Consider the following 18,706-nt stretch of genomic DNA (forward strand, 5'->3'; position numbering starts at 1 on the left):
TATTGCCAAATTGACAAATCGACACATTAGCAAAATATGACAAAATACAATCCCACTGAATTAGAAGAAAAATGGTATGCCTATTGGCTTGCCCATAATTATTTTCACTCTACGCCCGATGAGCGTACGCCTTACACCATTGTTATTCCACCCCCTAACGTTACAGGGGTGCTCCATATGGGGCATATGCTCAACAATACTATTCAAGACGTGCTTATCCGTCGTGCTCGCCTCAAAGGCTTCAATGCTTGCTGGGTGCCGGGTACCGACCACGCTTCTATTGCAACGGAGGCCAAAGTGGTAGCTAAACTCAAAGAACAAGGCATTAAAAAATCCGACCTTACTCGCGAGGAGTTCCTCGTACACGCATGGGAATGGACACACCAATACGGGGGGGTAATCCTAGAACAGCTTAAGAAATTGGGCTGCTCTTGCGACTGGCAGCGCACCAAATTCACTATGGACGACGAGCTTTCAGCTTCCGTTATCAAAGTCTTTGTCGATTTGTATAATAAGAGACAGATATACCGCGGTCACCGTATGGTAAACTGGGATCCAGAGGCTAAAACTACCCTTTCTGACGAGGAGGTAATTTATGAAGAGCGTCAAGGATTTTTATATCATTTGAAATATCAAATCGAGGGTACGAATGAGTACCTCGTAATTGCTACAACACGCCCCGAAACCATTTTTGGCGATACGGCTATCTGCATCAACCCTAATGATGAGCGTTGGCAGCACCTCAAGGGCAAAAAGGCGATTGTGCCTATCTGCAACCGCGTAATTCCGATTATCGAAGATGAGTACGTTGATGTAGAGTTTGGTACAGGGTGCCTCAAGGTAACCCCTGCACACGACCCTAACGACAAGGTCTTGGGCGATAAGCACCAGTTAGAAGTGATTGATATTTTCAATGACGATGCAACCCTTAACAGCTACGGTTTGCACTATGCAGGCAAAGACCGCTTTGTGGTGCGCAAAGAGATAGTAGCCGAATTAGAAGCAAAAGACTTACTCGCTAAGAAAGAAACCTATACTAACAAAGTGGGCACCTCAGAGCGTACCAAAGCGGTGATTGAGCCTCGCCTTTCCGACCAGTGGTTCCTCAAAATGGATACCCTTATACAGCCAGCTATCAAGGCGGTGTTAGAAGACGAAAGTATCAAACTATATCCTAAAAAGTTCGAGAATACCTATCGCCATTGGGTAGAAAACGTACGCGATTGGAATATCTCACGCCAATTGTGGTGGGGACAACAAATTCCTGCTTACTACTACGGCGAGGGTAAAAACCAATTTGTAGTAGCCGAAACTAAGGCAGAAGCCCTTGTGTTGGCTAAAGAAAAGAGCGGCAATGCACATCTTACCGAAGCCGATTTGCGCCAAGATGAAGATGCTCTTGATACTTGGTTCTCGTCTTGGTTATGGCCAATGAGCGTGTTCAATGGTATTTTAGAACCTAACAATCCTGAAATAGAGTATTATTACCCTACCAACGATTTGGTAACAGGCCCTGATATCCTTTTCTTTTGGGTAACCCGAATGATAGTAGCAGGCTTCGAGTACAAGGGGGCGCGTCCGTTTAGCAATGTGTACCTCACCGGATTAGTGCGCGATAAGCAGCGCCGCAAGATGTCAAAATCTTTAGGTAACTCTCCCGATGCACTCAAACTCATTGCCGATTATGGTGCCGATGGCGTGCGTGTGGGGCTCTTGCTCTCATCGGCAGCTGGTAATGACTTGTTGTTCGACGAAGCCCTTTGCCAACAAGGGAAAGGCTTTGGCAACAAGCTGTGGAATGCCTTCCAATTAGTAAAAGGTTGGCAAGTCGATACAGTCAACCAACCAGCAGCCGCTCGCCTTGCTTTGCAGTGGTTTGAAGCCAAGTTCAATGCGGTGCTTACTGAGGTAGAAGACCATTTTGAAAAATATCGTATTTCCGATGCACTAATGGCTATCTACAAACTTGCTTGGGACGATTTCTGTGCGTGGCTTTTAGAGATGGTAAAACCCGAATACGGCAAACCGATGGATAAAGTCACTTACGAGGGCGTAGTAGCAGCTTTTGAAAACTTGCTAAAACTCCTTCACCCCTTTATGCCATTCCTTACCGAGGAAATATGGCAAAGTTTAGCCCCTCGTACCCCTGAGCAGGCTCTTATCGTGGCTATTTATCCCGCTGTACAGCCCTACGACGAAAAACTGTTAGCCGAATTTGATTTTGCAGCCGAAGTGATAGCGGGCATCCGTACGGTGCGCAAAGAGAAGAATATACCGTTCAAAACACCGCTTAGCCTTTCGGTATTAAACAAAGAGCAAGTAAGCAGTCGTTTCGATGCGGTCATTACCAAAATGGGCGGACTTGAGGCTATTGCCGAAGTAAGTGCTGCTATAGAGGGGGCAATGTCTTTCCGTGTAAAAGCTAATGAGTACTTTATCCCAATGGGGGGAGCGGTGAATGTAGAAGAAGAACTTAAAAAACTACAAGAAGAACTAACCTATACACAAGGCTTTTTAGCATCGGTACGCAAGAAACTTTCTAATGAAAAGTTTGTAAATTCAGCACCAGCTCAAGTAGTAGATACCGAGCGCAAAAAAGAAGCCGATGCACTCGCTAAAATAGCAACTATTGAAAAAGCAATAGATACTTTATCAAAATAATAACAAATGGAACACTTAAAACAATTAATAGATGAAGCGTGGGAAAATCGCTCACTGCTTCGCGAGGAAATCGTACAGCAGACTATCCGCGAGGTCATTCACCTCTTAGATTTAGGTCAGCTACGGGTAGCCGAGCCTACTGCCGATGGCTGGAAAGTCAACGAATGGGTAAAGAAAGCCGTAGTCTTGTACTTCCCTATTCAGAATATGAAACCTGTAGAAGTGGGTATTTTTGAGTATTACGATAAAATTCCGCTCAAGCATAATTACGATGAGAAAGGCGTGCGCGTAGTGCCACCAGCAGTAGCGCGTCGCGGTGCTTTTATTGCCAAAGGCGCTATACTAATGCCAAGTTATGTCAATATCGGCGCGTATGTCGATGAAGGTACTATGGTCGATACGTGGGCTACAGTGGGCAGTTGCGCTCAGATAGGCAAGCACGTACACTTAAGCGGAGGCGTAGGAGTAGGAGGGGTGTTAGAACCCTTGCAAGCAGCTCCTGTAATTGTTGAAGACGGAGCTTTTATCGGCTCGCGTTGTATCTTGGTAGAAGGAGTGCGTGTAGGCAAAGAAGCCGTGCTTGGGGCTAATGTAGTGCTTACCTCTTCTACTAAAATCATCGATGTAACAGGTAGCGAACCTAAGGAACTCAAAGGGTATGTACCCGAACGTTCAGTCGTTATCCCTGGTAGTTACACCAAGCACTTCCCAGCAGGCGATTACCAAGTGCCTTGTGCCCTTATCATCGGGCAGCGTAAAGCCTCAACCGACAAGAAAACATCACTAAACGATGCCCTTAGAGAATACGGAGTCTCTGTCTAATAATTAAATAATAATAAAAAAGCTGCCAATTAAGGCAGCTTTTTTTAGTTATAGCTTAGAATTTATAACTAAGCATTAAAAGTTGTAATTACCTATTCCCCCTTTGGAGGGGGATAGGGGGAGGTTTAGTTCATTATCATCATCAGTTCTTTTAGTAGGTCAGCGGGGGTAGTACTCGCAGCCCCTACGCCTTTGCTCTTCACATCTATCTCTCGCAAGCCCGCCATTATAGCACTCACTTTCTTCATTGGGTAATGTTGGGCAGCACTATGCAGGTCTTTTACATCAAAAAAAGTAGCTTTAGTAGCCGCCATTACATTCTTTTCGCTCACATCGGTTAGGCTATGGTAAATTAATAGCTTCTGAAAGAATCCATATAGTACAGTCAGGGTCACCACCAACGGATTATCTTTAGGGTTTTCAGCAAAATGTTTAATAATACGCGCTATTTTCACCTTATCATTGGTGGCAAAAGCACTTTTCAGTTCGAAGTTGTTAAACTCTTTGCTAATGCCTATATTCTTCTCTATAATATCCGGAGTTACTTCGGTGTTTGCAGGTACGATAAGAGCTAATTTATTTACTTCATTTTCAATGCGGCTGAGGTCATTTCCTAAGAAATCAACTAACATCTGAGTAGCTTTAGGCTGTATGCTTAAGTGCTTCTTTTTAAAAACATCTGGCAAAAAGCTGCTTATTACTTGGTTTTCATATAGCTTTTTGCTTTCCATTACCACACAATCTTGGTTTTTTCCCAAACTCTTTAGTAGTTTCTTGCGTGCGTCTAACTTCTCGTATTTATAGCAAAATACTAATACGGTAGAGGCGGTAGGATTTTCAACATAAGGCACTAATTGCTCGATACTAGCCCTAAGGTTTTGCGCTTCTTTAATGATAATCAATTGGCGTTCAGCCATCATCGGGAAGCGGCGTGCATAGTCTATAATAGTAGGCACCGTCACGTCTTGCCCGTATAGTACTAACTGGTCAAAACCCTTCTGGTCTTCTTCCAAAAGGTGCTTTTCTAAGTAGTTAGCCACTACGTCTATGAAATAAGGTTCCTCGCCCATCAAGAAATAAATGGGGGCAATAATTCCTTTCTTTATATTAGCAATAATATTTTTTACTTCTTTCATAGTGCAAAAATACAAAAAATATTTCTACTTTTGCACTATGAAAGAGCTAAATTTTAAAGCCTACGAGTTTAGAACCAAAAAAGCGGATGGTAAATGGTGGATTTATGATATTATCAGACGCAAATACGTAGTGCTACAACCAGAGGAGTGGGTGCGACAACACGTGTTGCACTTTTTAATAGAAGAAAAAGGCTACCCCAAATCATTGATAAATGTAGAAAAAGCCTTGACAGTGAACGAATTGACTAAACGTTATGACGTGGTCATTTACACGCGGCGAGGCGATATTTTCTTAGTGGTAGAATGCAAAGCCCCCAACGTGTCGATTACTCAAGATACTTTCGACCAAATAGCCCGATACAACTTGGCGCTTAAGGCTACTTACCTAATGGTAACCAACGGAGTATCACATTATTATTGCCAAATGGACTATAAGCTGGGGCAGTATCTTTTCTTAAGAGATTTACCCCATTATGGCGATTTTCAACTATGACTATAGCTATCGTTATTCTTAATTGGAACGGGCAGCAGTTGCTCGAGCGTTTCCTCCCTACTGTCCTCACGCACGCGGCGGGTGCCCAAGTGTATGTGGCGGACAACGCTTCTACTGACGGCTCAGTAGAGTTCCTGCGCACGCATTACCCACAGGTCTCGATACTACAAAACCCTACTAATGAGGGCTATGCGGCAGGCTATAACCGCGCGTTACAGCAGGTGCAAGCCGATGTCTATTGCTTGCTAAACTCCGATGTAGCTGTCACTGAGGGGTGGTTGTCTCCGGTGCTTAAATGCTTTGAAGACCCGCAGATAGCAATGGTACAGCCCAAAATATTAGACTATAAACGCCCTACTCATTTCGAGTATGCAGGGGCAGCAGGCGGCTATATCGATAAATACGGATTTCCGTACTGTCGGGGGCGACGCTTACAGCAGGTAGAGGAAGACAGAGGGCAGTACGATGAGCCTTCGCCTTGCCCGATATTCTGGGCATCAGGAGCCTGTTTGTTCGTCCGTTCGACTGTTTTTCACGCTTTAGGGGGCTTCGATGCCGACTTTTTTGCCCATCAAGAGGAAATCGACCTCTGTTGGCGTGCCCATCATAGGGGACATAAAGTAGTTTGCTGCCCTCAAAGCGTGGTTTATCATGTTGGGGGGGCGACCCTTTCGGCTACTAATCCACAGAAAACGTACCTAAACTTCCGAAACAGTCTGCTAATGTTGCTCAAAAACCTCCCAGCACGCTGCCTATACCGCAGACTTTTTGTGCGTATGCTCATTGATGGAGCTGCAGGGGCTTACTACCTGTTCACCGGCAAACCTCGCCTCACGTGGGCAGTATTGCGAGCCCATTTTTACTTCTACCGGCATTTTAGCAAATTCCAACGCAAAAGACCCCCTTATACTATTGAAGATTATTACCAGAGAAAAAGCATCTTTTGCTAACAAACCTACTTTTTTCACCGAACGATGACCGAATGATGACCGAACGATGACCGAACGCTACCCCCTTCTAGCGACTAACGACTAACCACTAGCGACTAATGTTAAACTATTGTTAAACTTCGAAAGGTTATTATTTTATTTTATATCTTTGTGGCATTAATAAATAATAAAAAAAGACAAATGAAAAAGATTATTTTCGCTTTGGCTGTAGTAGGGGCATTCCTTACAGGCTGTAATTCAAATGGTTCGAAAGCAAACGGTGCTGACGAAGTAGGTGGTAAAGACCAAGCTAATGAAATTATTGGCTTTTATAACGATGCGTTAGAAGCGTCAAGAAACTATAACAAAAGTGTTATAGAGCGAGGGGTAGATTACCTTGAGGATGCTGATGAGTATGTGCAAAAAACATTAAAAAACAATTGGGCTAGCAGACCAATTCTTGTTGATACATATCACGATTTTGGTGATAAATCAAAAGCAACACCTTCTGATGCTTTTGGCGATAAAAAAGAGGTGATTGCTAAAGATTTTAGTGAACTTAAAAAACACGCTGAGGAAGTAAAAAAGCTCTTAAGCGAAGTAAAATCACACTTAGAAAGTGAAGACTTTAAAGATGATAAAGGAGCTAAATTCGCTGAACTTAAACAAAAAGCAGAAGTTGAAATAGAGGCATTTCAAAAACTACGTACCAAACTTTTTGGCGAAATGGATAGTATCGTAGAAAAAGCAGAGGGTATCATCCTCGAAGACCACCCTCTAAAAGAAAACATCTTATCATCTAAGAAGTTATTGGCAGTAGCAGGCGAATTTATTGATGAAGTAGTAGCACAATCAGAGGCTGAAAAGGTAAATGTTGATAAATTAGACGCGGCTTATAAAGCAATTGAAACCCAATTGGCTAACAACCAAAAGATAGAGGTAAAAGATGCTTCAGCTAAATCTAACTACGAAAGACTTAATAAAGAAGGTGAAGATTACCTTGGTGCTTTGCGCAAATTTATCCGCGACACTAAAGAAAAGAAAAAATTTGATCAGAATGGCTTCAACCAAGTAGATAGCGCTTATCAATCTTTAGTAAGTGCTTATAATAGCTTTGTAAACTAAGTGTAAAAACTAAATAATGATATACAACTGCTGTTTTCTTCAAGAAAGCAGCAGTTTTTATATTCTGAAAATCAGTGCATTAAAAACTTTTTGAAAAAAACAATATAAAAAAATAGTTGTTAATTAAAAAAATAGTTGTACTTTTGCACGATATTTTGTAATTAGGCGTTATCAGGCGGGGGTCTGGTAGGGTCTGAATAACCTTATTTATTTCACCATAACAATATGGCAAAAGATAAAAATACAACTGTTCCAAAATTTGATAAGATTTCTATTGGCTTAGCCTCTCCCGAATCTATCTTGGCTGTTTCGCGCGGCGAGGTTACTAAGCCCGAAACTATCAACTATCGTACTCACAAGCCAGAACGAGATGGGCTTTTTTGTGAGCGTATTTTCGGTCCTGTTAAGGACTATGAATGTGCCTGCGGTAAGTATAAGCGTATCCGCTATAAGGGTATCGTGTGCGACCGTTGTGGGGTAGAAGTAACTGAAAAGAAAGTACGCCGTGAAAGAGTAGGGCATATCAACTTAGTGGTGCCTATCGCCCATATTTGGTATTTCCGCTCATTGCCTAACAAAATAGGTTATCTGCTCGGGCTGCCTTCTAAAAAGTTGGATATGATTATCTACTACGAACGCTATGTGGTGATACAGCCCGGTGTTGCTAAGGGGCCTGAAGGTGAAGATATTCAGTACCTCGACTTCCTTTCTGAAGAAGAATACCTCGCTATACTCGAGTCTCTTCCTGCTGATAACCAATATCTTGAAGATACTGATCCTAATAAGTTCGTAGCCAAAATGGGGGCTGAATGCCTCTTAGAGCTCCTCGAGCGTCTCGACCTCGATGCGCTTTCGTACGACTTACGCCATAAAGCTAATAACGAAAGCTCTAAACAACGCAAAACGGAAGCGCTAAAACGCCTACAAGTGGTAGAGGCTTTCCGCGAATCACAAAAGAACCGCGAGAATAAACCTGAGTGGATGATTATGAAGGTGATACCTGTTATCCCGCCTGAATTACGTCCGTTAGTACCTCTCGATGGAGGTCGTTTTGCTACTTCAGACCTTAACGATTTATACCGCCGTGTAATCATACGCAATAACCGTTTAAAACGTTTGATGGAAATCAAAGCTCCTGATGTTATCTTGCGTAATGAAAAACGTATGCTACAAGAGGCAGTCGATTCACTTTTCGATAACACTCGTAAGTCATCAGCGGTAAAAACAGAATCTAACAGACCTTTAAAATCTCTTTCTGACTCGCTCAAAGGAAAACAAGGTCGTTTCCGTCAGAACCTACTCGGTAAACGTGTCGATTATTCAGCGCGTTCAGTTATCGTCGTAGGCCCTGAACTAAAAATGTACGAATGCGGTTTGCCCAAAAATATGGCAGCCGAACTATATAAACCTTTCGTGATACGCAAGCTTATTGAGCGTGGTATCGTGAAGACGGTGAAATCTGCTAAGAAAATCATTGATAAAAAAGAACCAGTAGTATGGGATATTTTGGAAAATGTGATAAAAGGTCACCCTGTACTACTGAACCGTGCCCCCACGCTACACCGTTTGGGTATTCAGGCATTCCAGCCTAAACTCATCGAGGGGAAAGCTATCCAGCTGCACCCATTGGTGTGTACAGCGTTCAACGCCGACTTCGACGGTGACCAGATGGCGGTACACTTGCCATTAGGCCCTGAAGCAATACTCGAGGCACAACTCTTGATGTTGGCATCGCACAATATCTTGAACCCTGCTAACGGATCACCTATTACCGTACCTTCACAAGATATGGTCTTGGGGCTTTACTACATCACCAAAGGACGTAAATCAACACCTGAATATCCTATCAAAGGAGAAGGTCTAGCGTTTTACTCTCCCGAAGAGGTAAATATAGCCTACAACGAAGGGAAGCTAAGCCTCAACGCCTTTATAAAAGTGCGTGTTCGCGACCTCGATGAGGAGGGTAATGTATACTATCATTTAGTAGAAACCACCACAGGGCGTGTGCTCTTCAATGAGTTAGTGCCTTTAGAAGTAGGGTATGTAAACGAGGTGCTTACTAAGAAGTCATTACGCGATATTATCGGGCGAATACTTAAGGCTACCAGCATACCTGTAACAGGCGACTTCCTCGATAAAATAAAGAATATGGGATACCGTTTCGCTTTCAAAGGCGGACTATCATTCAGCTTAGGCGACATCATTATTCCGCAAGAAAAAGCAGATATGATTGCTGAAGCTAATGGTTTGGTAGACGGTATTATGATGAACTATAATATGGGTCTCATCACCAATAACGAGCGTTATAACCAAGTGATTGATGTGTGGACTTCTACCAATGCTCAGCTTACTGAGTTGGCTATGAAGCGTATCAGCACCGACCAACAAGGGTTTAACTCTGTGTATATGATGCTCGACTCAGGAGCTCGTGGTTCTAAAGAGCAGATACGTCAGCTTACCGGTATGCGTGGTTTGATGGCTAAGCCTAAGAAATCAACAGCCGGAGGGGGCGAAATCATCGAGAACCCGATTCTTTCTAACTTTAAAGAGGGGCTTTCAATCCTCGAGTACTTTATCTCTACCCACGGGGCTCGTAAAGGTCTTGCCGATACCGCCCTTAAGACTGCCGATGCCGGTTATTTGACCCGTCGTTTGGTAGACGTATCACAAGATGTTATCATCAATACCGAAGATTGCGGTACTCTACGTGGGGTTGAAGTACGTGCCCTTAAGAAAAACGAAGAGGTGGTAGAAAGTTTGGGCGAACGTATACTCGGTCGTGTATCGCTACACGATGTGTACAACCCACTTACCGAAGAGTTATTGGTAGCTGCGGGTGAAGAAATTACTGAAAAAATAGTAGATAAGATAGATGCAGCACCTATTGAAATGGTAGAGGTGCGCTCAGCTCTTACTTGCGAGGCAAAACACGGTATCTGTGCGAAGTGCTACGGACGCAACCTTTCTACTGGTCGTATGGTACAAAGAGGAGAGGCCGTAGGGGTAGTAGCTGCTCAATCTATTGGTGAGCCTGGTACACAGCTTACACTACGTACTTTCCACGCCGGTGGGGTGGCAGGTAACGTATCTGAAGAAAATAAAACAGAAGCCCGTTTTGACGGTATATTAGAGATAGAAGACCTACGCGTGGTAACCAGCAAAGATGGCGACCAAAGTGTAGATGTAGTAATACGCTCATCAGAGCTAAAAGTACTCGACCCTACTACTCGTATGGTGCTACAAACGCACGATATTCCTTATGGGGCGCACATCTTTGTAAAAGATAAAGAAGAAGTGAAGAAAGGTACTTTGCTCTTCCAATGGGATCCGTACAACGCGGTAATCATTTCAGAGTTCTCTGGTAAGATAGCTTATGAAGATATCGAACAAGGGGTTACTTACCAAGTAGAAATAGACGAGCAAACAGGCTTCCAAGAAAAGGTAATCGTAGAATCTCGTAATAAGAAGTTGATACCTACCTTATTAATTGTTGATAAGAATGGCGAAACACTTCGTTCTTACAACTTGCCAGTAGGTGCCCACATAATGGTGGATAACAACAGTAAGATAGAAGAGGGTAAAGTATTGGTGAAAATACCGCGTAGTTCAGCTAAGGCGGGCGATATCACCGGTGGTCTACCACGTGTAACTGAGTTGTTCGAAGCACGTAACCCTTCTAACCCTGCTATTGTATCAGAAATTGACGGGGTAGTATCATTCGGAAAAATAAAACGTGGTAATAAAGAGGTAATTGTAACCTCTCGTTTAGGCGAAGAGCGCAAATATTTGGTAAAACTATCAAGCCAGATATTGGTGCAAGAAAACGACTATGTGCGTGCTGGTAAACCGCTATCAGACGGTTCTGTAACGCCTGACGATATACTACGCATCAAAGGACCATCGGCTGTACAACAATACTTAGTAAACGAAGTACAAGAGGTATACCGACTACAAGGGGTGAAGATTAACGATAAGCACTTTGAGGTAATCGTTCGTCAGATGATGCGCAAGGTAGAAATACAAGATCCAGGAGATACACTTTACCTCGAAGGTCAGTTAGTACATAAAGACGACTTTATAGAAGAAAACGACAGACTCTTTGGTAAGAAAGTAGTAGAAGATGCAGGCGACTCTGAAAACCTAAAAGCAGGACAGATAGTAAGTCTCCGCGAACTACGCGATGAAAATTCATTGCTAAAACGCTCTGATAAGAACTTAGTAGTAGCTCGCGACATCATACCGGCTACAGCTATGCCTGTACTACAAGGTATTACTCGTGCGTCATTACAAACTAAGTCGTTTATTTCAGCAGCATCGTTCCAAGAAACTACTAAAGTACTCAATGAGGCTGCGGTAAGCGGTAAGGTAGATTCGTTAGACGGACTAAAAGAGAACGTAATTGTAGGACATCGTATACCTGCAGGTACTGGTCTTAAACGTTATGAGAAGATAATCGTAGGTTCTAAAGCTGACTTAGAACCAGTAGTGGAAAAGAAAAAATCGAGATAGACTATGAGCGAATTAGAAGAGATAAAAGAAGGCAACGGACAACTAAGCATAGAGTTGGACGAGCAGATAGCGCAAGGGGTGTATGCTAACTTGGCTATCATCAATCACTCGGCTACTGAGTTTGTAGTAGATTTTGTAAGCGTAATGCCAGGAATGCCTAAGGGTAAGGTGCGCAGTAGGGTGATACTCACTCCAGAGCACGCTAAGCGTCTGTTAGGGGCTTTGGCAGAAAATATACGCCACTACGAAGATGCTCACGGTATGATAGCAGAAAAAAGCGATACACACACTATTCCGCTTTTTGGTATCACCGGAGAGGCCTAATACCAAAGGCTAAATACAAAACAAAGAACGCAAAATTGATGATAAACTTTGCCAAAGTTTCGCGACTTTGGCAAAGTTTTTTTATGTATTTATTTTTTAGAAGACTTGATAATCACTTGTTTTTCACTTGAACAATAAACAGATAAAAAATATTTTTCTCTTTTGTTGTGTACAATTAGAAATAAAATATTATCTTTGTGCTTCAAAAATCTTTTTGATAAATACCAATGACAACAGAAGTAAAAAAAGAAGGTAAATTTTCATATATCGAACAAGGAGAAGGAACCCCTATCATCGTATTACACGGGCTGATGGGGGGGCTGAGTAATTTTGAAGACGTAATTTCTTTTTTTTCGGATAGATATAAGGTGGTAGTGCCCGAGCTACCTCTTTTCACAATGCCTTTGCTCACTACTTCGGTAAAAACATTAGCTAAATACATTCAAAAGTTCATAAAACACAAGAAATTTGAAAAAGTTATCTTGTTAGGGAACTCTTTAGGCGGACACGTAGGCTTACTTTATACTAAGCTGTACCCTAAAAATGTGTTAGGTTTAGTGCTTACAGGTAGTTCGGGGCTGTATGAAAGTGCTATGAGCGATGGGTATCCCCGCCGTGGTGACTATGATTTTATCAGAAAAAAATGCGAAGAGGTGTTCTATGACCCTGCTGTGGCTACTAAAGAGATAGTAGATGAGGTATTTGCTAATATTTCAGATCGCTCTAAACTCATCAAAACATTAGCATTAGCTAAGAGTGCAATTCGCCATAATATGGCAAAAGATTTGCCTAAGATGACCACTCCTACTTGCCTTATCTGGGGCAAAAATGATATAGTAACCCCTCCTAAAGTAGCAGAAGAATTTAAGGAGCTATTACCTAATGCCGAGCTTCATTGGATAGACAAATGTGGGCACGCCCCTATGATGGAGCGACCTCAAGAGTTTAACCAAATATTAGACCAGTGGCTTAAAACAATTAATAATTGATAATTAGCAAGAGATGATAAAAAAAGCTGAATTTGTAATGAGCAACTCACAGGTGGCCAAGTGTCCTAAGGACAGGCTGCCTGAGTATGCTTTTATAGGGCGCTCTAATGTTGGGAAATCGTCTCTTATCAATATGCTTACCAATTGTAAGAATTTAGCTAAGACTTCAGGTCGCCCTGGTAAAACACAGCTTATCAATCATTTCAAAATAGATGACCGCTGGTTTCTAGTTGATTTGCCAGGCTATGGTTATGCACGGGTATCAAAAACCACTAAACAAGTATTTCAGCGCTTTATTACGGATTATTTTGAGCAACGCGAGCAGTTGGTGAGTGCTTTTGTGTTAGTAGACATACGCCACGAGCCTCAAAAAATAGATGTAGAGTTTATGCAGTGGCTGGGAGAACGGGCTATACCATTTGCTATTATCTTTACCAAAGCTGATAAGCTAAAACCCCAAGCTATAGAGCGCAATGTAGCAGCTTATAAAGAAGCATTACTTGAGTGGTGGGAGGAATTTCCTCCTTATTTTGTAACTTCAGCACAGAATAAAACAGGAAAAGAGGAGCTAACACAATATATAGAGCAAACAAATCAAACAATTATTAACGGTTAATGGTAGATATTAAAAAGTAAGCTATGTTAGATATTTTGCATTATGACTTGCTTGATTTCGTTACTTCGTATGGAGTGCGTATTCCTTCACTTAGGGTTACTTATCAACTGTTTGGCAAGCCTTTAGGTACAGCTCCGGTAGTGGTAGTAAACCACGCTTTTACGGGCAATTCGCAAGTAGCAGGCGAAAACGGTTGGTGGGCAGAGGCTATAGGTACTGCCAAAGTGATTAATACTGATATATATACCGTAGTAGCATTTAATATTCCAGGTAATGGCTTCCACGCACGCGAGGAAGATATGATAACTAACTACCAGCATTGGGCGGCGGTAGATGTCGCGCGCTTATTCAATATAGCTCTCAAAGAACACTTGGGGCTAAACTCTGTATTTGCTTTAGTAGGTTGTTCGTTAGGGGGCGGTATTGCTTGGGAGATGGCAGCTCTTGCGCCTGATTACTTTCAGCAATTAGTAATAGTAGCCGCTGACTGGAAGGCAACCGATTGGATTATAGGCAACTGCCTACTACAAGAGCAAATACTTAAAAACTCTACACACCCCTTGCATGATGCGCGCCTGCACGCTATGCTGTGTTATCGTACCCCTCAATCACTGAAAATGAAGTTCGAACGCACTACCCATCTGCCTACCCAGTTATACAATGTAGAGAGCTGGTTGCTGCATCACGGTGAAAAGCTGAACAAACGTTTTTCGCTTTCGGCTTATAAGCTGATGAATCAATTGGTAAAAACAATAGATATTTCAAAAGATCGTGGTAGTTTCGCTGAAGCGGTAGCGCCTATTACGGCACATATTACTATCGTAAGTACTGATTCTGACCTATATTTTGTGCCTCAAGAAAACCGCGATACTGTAGCCGAGCTGCGCGAAATGGGCAAACCTGTAGATTACTACGAAATACACTCTATACACGGACACGATGCTTTCCTAATAGAACACAAACAATTAGAACAGTTTTTGAAGAAAATCTTTTAATCTAACGGTAAATCTCAAACTAAGTAAAAGATAAAAATATGAAAATATTAAAATTTGGTGGTAAATCACTTGCCAATGACGGTATTGAAAAGGTGATTGATATTATCATTACTTCACATAAAGAACCTCTATCGGTAGTAGTATCAGCGCGAGGTAACACTACTGATGAATTAGAGGCATTGCTCGAAAAAGCAAGTAGAGGCGAGGATTATACTGCCGACTTTCAACAACTGAAAGATGAACAGCAGTATGACCCTCGAGTGTCGTTTGAACCCGAATTTCAGCTACTCGAAAAACTTCTTGAAGGAGTATCTCTATTAAAAGATTATAGTCCCAAGACTAAAGATTTGGTATTGGCACAAGGCGAACTAATGTCAGCTAAACTCGTAGCAGCACTACTTAAACGCAAGGGCTTAGAAAGCACCTTTGTTGATAGTCGTGAAATCTTCAAAACGGATGCTGTAGTAGGCAATGCACAAATTATCAATTCAGTATCCGAAAAACTCACCCGTGACCGCTTTGCTACTATTCCTCCCAATCACGTAGCAGTAGTTACAGGCTTTATTGCCTCTACCGAAAAAGGCGATACCACCACCTTGGGGCGCAATGGTAGCAACTATTCAGCAGCTCTCTTGGCTAACTATCTTAATGCTTCTGAACTGCAAAACTACACTCACGTCGATGGTATCTTCACTGCCAATCCTGAATTAGTACCCGAAGCCAAAATCATACGTCATCTTTCTTATGAAGAAGCCAATGAGTTGGCTAACTTTGGGGCTTCTATACTTCACGCCAAAACCATTATTCCGCTTATTGAGAAGGGTATCCCATTGCGCATTAAGAACACTTTTAATAGTGATGATACAGGCACACTCATTCACCAAGAGAGCGAGCAAGAGGGTATCAAATCAATTTCTGTTATTAAAGACAATGCCCTTATCGTGATGGAAGGTCGCGGACTCCTGGGCAAGGTGGGGGTTGATGCGCGTATTTTTAGGGCTTTAGCACAGAAAGGCATTAGTGTGAGCATTATCTCTCAAGGTTCATCAGAGCGCGGAGTAGGTTTAGTAGTAGCTTCTAAAGATGCTAAACTTGCTAAAGCCGCTATAGACGAAGAGTTTTCGCACGACTTCTATACCAATGATGTAAGCAGTGTGAGCATCGTAGATGATGTAGCAGTCATCTCAATTGTAGGGCAACCTCTCTCTACTTTCCATCACCCTTATAATGCACTGATACGCAACCAGATAGTGCCTTTACTTATCAATAATGCCGTAACGGGTAAAAACGTTAGTTTGGTGCTTAAGACTGAAAAACTTCACAAGGCACTAAATGTTATCCACGGCGAAATCTTTGGGGTGTCGCGCCGTATCAACTTAGTGATTTTCGGCAAAGGTACAGTAGGCGGTACGCTTATCAACCAAGTGATAGCTGCCCACGATAATATCTTGCAGCGCAAGAATATTAGCTTGCGTATTGTAGCCATTGCTAATTCTCAGAAAATACTCACTGCCGCCAAAGGGATTGGCAAAGGCTGGGAAGAGGCTTTTGAGCGCGAAGCTGTACCTTATAACTTTGATACTTTACAGGCTTTTGTAGATAAAAATCACTTAGAAAACCTTATTGCAGTAGATGTAACCGCCAGCAAGACTTTTGTAGATAACTACATTCCTCTGATTAAGAGTGGTTACGACCTTGTTTCAGCTAATAAAATAGCCAATACTATCTCCTTTAGCTTCTACCAAGAGCTGCGCAAAACCCTTAAGCAGTACCAAAAAACGTATCTTTATGAAACCAATGTAGGAGCAGGATTGCCGTTGATAGATACCATTCGCCTACTACACCATTCAGGCGAGAACATTACCCGTATCAAGGGGATATTCTCAGGTACACTCAGCTACTTGTTCAATACTTTTTCAGCAGAAGATAAGCCGTTTAGCGAAGTGCTCCAACACGCTATTAACAGTGGTTATACCGAGCCTGACCCTCGTGAAGACCTTTGCGGTAATGATGTAGGGCGCAAGCTACTTATATTAGCCCGCGAACTCGACTTAGGCAATGAATTCACTGATGTAAAGATTCAAAACCTTATCCCAGAGCATTTGAGAGAAGGCTCTGTCGAAGACTTTTTGCAACGCTTAGACGAGTTTAATGCCCCTTATCAACAAATAAAAGAAGCCCAAGAGCCTGACCACGTACTGCGCTATGTAGGCGACCTTCACGGCGATTTAGCTTCTACTAATACAGTGCAGTTAGACGTGTCGTTAGTGTCTGTTCCTCGCAATAGTGCTCTTGGTCAGGTAAAAGGAGCTGATTCAATCTTTGAGATTTATACAGAATCTTATGGCGATAACCCTATCGTGATACAAGGGGCAGGAGCAGGAGCCTCAGTAACAGCACGAGGCGTATTTGGTGATATTCTAAGATTAGCAGAAAAGAGTAGAGTATAATTCACTAATAGCTAATGGTAGAAAAAGAAGAAAATCCTTTGTTAAAAATGTCGTTGCAGGACTTGTGGCAACTGTTTCCTATCAATCTTACACAACACAATCCTTTATGGAAAGAATGGTATGAGGAAGAGCGTAGTTTTCTTTTAAAACAATTACCTTTTGATGAAGTGGTACGCCTAAGCCATATAGGTAGTACAGCTGTTGAACAAATACAAGCAAAACCTATTGTAGATATGCTTTTAGAAGTGAAAAAAGAGGCTTCATTTCAGAAGCTAAAAGAACTCATACTACAATCGGGATATCTGTGTATGAATGAAGCAAACAATAGGATTTCTTTTAATAAAGGCTATACTATTAATGGGTTTGCAGAACGTGTATATCACCTGCACTTGCGTTATGAAGGTGATAATGACGAACTTTATTTTCGCGATGAATTATTAGCACACCCATCAGTAGCGAGAGCTTATGAAACGCTCAAATTATCTCTTTGGAAGCCTTTCGAGCACGATCGAGATGCCTATACCGCTCACAAAACAGACTTTGTGAAACAATATACACTGATAGCAAAAGAAGAATTTAAAGGAAAATATGAAAATAACAGACCATATAAAGAATGCTAAAGGGAAGACGCTCTTCTCTTTTGAAGTAGTACCCCCTAAAAAAGGGAATAACATCGAGGAACTATACCGAAATATAGACCCTCTAATGGAGTTTAATCCTCCGTTTATTGATGTTACTACCTCGCGCGAGGAGTATTATTACATCGAACACCCTAACGGACTATTAGAAAAAAAAGTAACTCGTATGCGTCCAGGTACGGTAGGCATCTGTGCAGCTATTCAGCATAAATACAAGGTAGATACCGTGCCCCACGTGCTTTGTGGTGGTTTTTCAAAAGAAGAGACAGAATATCTGTTGGTAGACTGTCTCTACTTAGGTATCGATAACGTGATGGCATTGCGCGGCGATGCAATGAAAGAGCAACGCTATTTTCAGCCTACTGAGGGCGGTCATACCTATGCTACCGAGTTAGTTACCCAAATCAGCAATCTGAATAAGGGTATCTACCTCAATGGCATCGCAGCCGACCATAAGGCTAACTTCTGTATAGGGGTAGCGGGCTATCCGGAGAAGCATATCGAGGCACCCTCACTTACCTCAGACTTGGCACGCCTTAAAGAAAAGGTAGAGGCGGGGGCTGATTATGTAGTAACGCAGATGTTTTTCGATAATCAGAAATACTTTGAGTTTGTAGACAAAGCGCGCGAAGCTGGTATAAATGTGCCTATCATACCTGGTATCAAGCCGATTGCGGTTAAAAAGCATCTCAACTTGCTTTCGCAAGCCTTCAAGATAGATTTTCCACAGGAACTTGTTGAGGCAGTCGAAGCCTGCAAGCATAATGCCGATGTCAAACAGATAGGAATAGAGTGGGCTATACAGCAGAGCAAAGAGCTTAAAGCGGCAGGCGTACCGGTGCTCCATTACTATTCAATGGGTAAATCAGACAATATCGTAAAGGTGATTTCAGAGGTGTTTTAATTTCCCAATATGTCAAAGAACGGAATAAGCTTCGAAACTTTTACGGGGCAAAATTCCGACCTTTTACTGAAGTACGCAAATAGTTGTCGCACCGTGTTACAACATTGTTAAAAAA

At 42.2% G+C, this 18,706-nt stretch carries 14 protein-coding genes; 13 read left to right on the forward strand and 1 reads right to left on the reverse strand.

The features are described from left to right. The first annotated feature begins 36 nt into the window (after positions 1 to 36). Positions 37 to 2,661, forward strand: a complete 2,625-nt coding sequence (locus C8P65_RS01665; protein WP_107780750.1) for a valine--tRNA ligase — start codon at positions 37 to 39, stop codon at positions 2,659 to 2,661. 6 nt (positions 2,662 to 2,667) lie between these two features. Next, positions 2,668 to 3,483, forward strand: coding sequence for a 2,3,4,5-tetrahydropyridine-2,6-dicarboxylate N-succinyltransferase (locus tag C8P65_RS01670; protein ID WP_107780752.1), 816 nt, complete (start codon positions 2,668 to 2,670; stop codon positions 3,481 to 3,483). Positions 3,484 to 3,608: 125 nt separating this feature from the next. Here the strand turns inward: C8P65_RS01670 and holA are convergent, their stop codons facing one another. Continuing rightward, complete coding sequence (holA, locus tag C8P65_RS01675; RefSeq protein WP_107780754.1) at positions 3,609 to 4,619, reverse strand: DNA polymerase III subunit delta; 1,011 nt, start codon at positions 4,617 to 4,619, stop codon at positions 3,609 to 3,611. Between the two features lie 37 nt (positions 4,620 to 4,656). Here holA and C8P65_RS01680 point away from each other — a divergent pair, with 37 nt between their 5' ends. The 11 genes from C8P65_RS01680 (at position 4,657) to metF (ending at position 18,591) form a co-directional block, all read left to right on the forward strand. Beyond that, complete coding sequence (locus C8P65_RS01680) at positions 4,657 to 5,112, forward strand: type I restriction enzyme HsdR N-terminal domain-containing protein (protein WP_107780756.1); 456 nt, start codon at positions 4,657 to 4,659, stop codon at positions 5,110 to 5,112. Further along, positions 5,109 to 6,062, forward strand: a complete 954-nt coding sequence (locus C8P65_RS01685; RefSeq protein ID WP_107780758.1) for a glycosyltransferase family 2 protein — start codon at positions 5,109 to 5,111, stop codon at positions 6,060 to 6,062. Before C8P65_RS01680 ends, C8P65_RS01685 begins: the two co-directional genes overlap by 4 nt. 180 nt (positions 6,063 to 6,242) lie before the next feature. Continuing rightward, positions 6,243 to 7,166 (forward strand): YiiG family protein, encoded by a 924-nt coding sequence (locus C8P65_RS01690; protein ID WP_107780760.1) that lies wholly within the window; start codon positions 6,243 to 6,245, stop codon positions 7,164 to 7,166. Between the two features lie 225 nt (positions 7,167 to 7,391). Then, complete coding sequence (rpoC, locus tag C8P65_RS01695; RefSeq protein ID WP_095913391.1) at positions 7,392 to 11,675, forward strand: DNA-directed RNA polymerase subunit beta'; 4,284 nt, start codon at positions 7,392 to 7,394, stop codon at positions 11,673 to 11,675. Positions 11,676 to 11,678: 3 nt separating this feature from the next. Next, positions 11,679 to 11,999, forward strand: coding sequence for a DUF3467 domain-containing protein (locus C8P65_RS01700; protein WP_095913389.1), 321 nt, complete (start codon positions 11,679 to 11,681; stop codon positions 11,997 to 11,999). A gap of 227 nt (positions 12,000 to 12,226) precedes the next feature. Then, the gene (locus C8P65_RS01705; protein ID WP_009389662.1) at positions 12,227 to 12,988 is read left to right on the forward strand and encodes an alpha/beta fold hydrolase; all 762 of its coding nucleotides are present in this window, start codon (positions 12,227 to 12,229) and stop codon (positions 12,986 to 12,988) included. A 13-nt stretch (positions 12,989 to 13,001) separates the two neighbouring features. After that, positions 13,002 to 13,604, forward strand: a complete 603-nt coding sequence (gene yihA, locus C8P65_RS01710; RefSeq protein ID WP_009389660.1) for a ribosome biogenesis GTP-binding protein YihA/YsxC — start codon at positions 13,002 to 13,004, stop codon at positions 13,602 to 13,604. 23 nt (positions 13,605 to 13,627) lie between these two features. Beyond that, positions 13,628 to 14,599 (forward strand): alpha/beta fold hydrolase, encoded by a 972-nt coding sequence (locus C8P65_RS01715; protein WP_107780762.1) that lies wholly within the window; start codon positions 13,628 to 13,630, stop codon positions 14,597 to 14,599. Between the two features lie 38 nt (positions 14,600 to 14,637). After that, positions 14,638 to 17,049 (forward strand): bifunctional aspartate kinase/homoserine dehydrogenase I, encoded by a 2,412-nt coding sequence (gene thrA / locus C8P65_RS01720; RefSeq protein WP_107780764.1) that lies wholly within the window; start codon positions 14,638 to 14,640, stop codon positions 17,047 to 17,049. Positions 17,050 to 17,063: 14 nt separating this feature from the next. Beyond that, positions 17,064 to 17,669 carry a GrpB family protein gene (locus C8P65_RS01725; protein WP_107780766.1) on the forward strand — a complete coding sequence of 202 codons (606 nt, stop codon included), beginning with the start codon at positions 17,064 to 17,066 and terminating at the stop codon, positions 17,667 to 17,669. Next, positions 17,638 to 18,591, forward strand: coding sequence for a methylenetetrahydrofolate reductase [NAD(P)H] (metF, locus tag C8P65_RS01730; protein WP_107780768.1), 954 nt, complete (start codon positions 17,638 to 17,640; stop codon positions 18,589 to 18,591). Before C8P65_RS01725 ends, metF begins: the two co-directional genes overlap by 32 nt. The last annotated feature ends 115 nt before the right edge of the window (positions 18,592 to 18,706 follow it).

It is taken from the genome of Capnocytophaga leadbetteri (assembly GCF_003054025.1).
GTDB classification, from domain to species: domain Bacteria; phylum Bacteroidota; class Bacteroidia; order Flavobacteriales; family Flavobacteriaceae; genus Capnocytophaga; species Capnocytophaga leadbetteri.

Bases quoted from the DNA above. Each gene is read 5' to 3' on its own strand.
- C8P65_RS01665 (WP_107780750.1), top strand. From the start codon at position 37: ATGACAAAATACAATCCCACTGAATTAGAAGAAAAATGGTATGCCTAT.
- C8P65_RS01670 (WP_107780752.1), top strand. From the start codon at position 2,668: ATGGAACACTTAAAACAATTAATAGATGAAGCGTGGGAAAATCGCTCA.
- holA (WP_107780754.1), bottom strand. From the start codon at position 4,619: ATGAAAGAAGTAAAAAATATTATTGCTAATATAAAGAAAGGAATTATT.
- C8P65_RS01680 (WP_107780756.1), top strand. From the start codon at position 4,657: ATGAAAGAGCTAAATTTTAAAGCCTACGAGTTTAGAACCAAAAAAGCG.
- C8P65_RS01685 (WP_107780758.1), top strand. From the start codon at position 5,109: ATGACTATAGCTATCGTTATTCTTAATTGGAACGGGCAGCAGTTGCTC.
- C8P65_RS01690 (WP_107780760.1), top strand. From the start codon at position 6,243: ATGAAAAAGATTATTTTCGCTTTGGCTGTAGTAGGGGCATTCCTTACA.
- rpoC (WP_095913391.1), top strand. From the start codon at position 7,392: ATGGCAAAAGATAAAAATACAACTGTTCCAAAATTTGATAAGATTTCT.
- C8P65_RS01700 (WP_095913389.1), top strand. From the start codon at position 11,679: ATGAGCGAATTAGAAGAGATAAAAGAAGGCAACGGACAACTAAGCATA.
- C8P65_RS01705 (WP_009389662.1), top strand. From the start codon at position 12,227: ATGACAACAGAAGTAAAAAAAGAAGGTAAATTTTCATATATCGAACAA.
- yihA (WP_009389660.1), top strand. From the start codon at position 13,002: ATGATAAAAAAAGCTGAATTTGTAATGAGCAACTCACAGGTGGCCAAG.
- C8P65_RS01715 (WP_107780762.1), top strand. From the start codon at position 13,628: ATGTTAGATATTTTGCATTATGACTTGCTTGATTTCGTTACTTCGTAT.
- thrA (WP_107780764.1), top strand. From the start codon at position 14,638: ATGAAAATATTAAAATTTGGTGGTAAATCACTTGCCAATGACGGTATT.
- C8P65_RS01725 (WP_107780766.1), top strand. From the start codon at position 17,064: ATGGTAGAAAAAGAAGAAAATCCTTTGTTAAAAATGTCGTTGCAGGAC.
- metF (WP_107780768.1), top strand. From the start codon at position 17,638: ATGAAAATAACAGACCATATAAAGAATGCTAAAGGGAAGACGCTCTTC.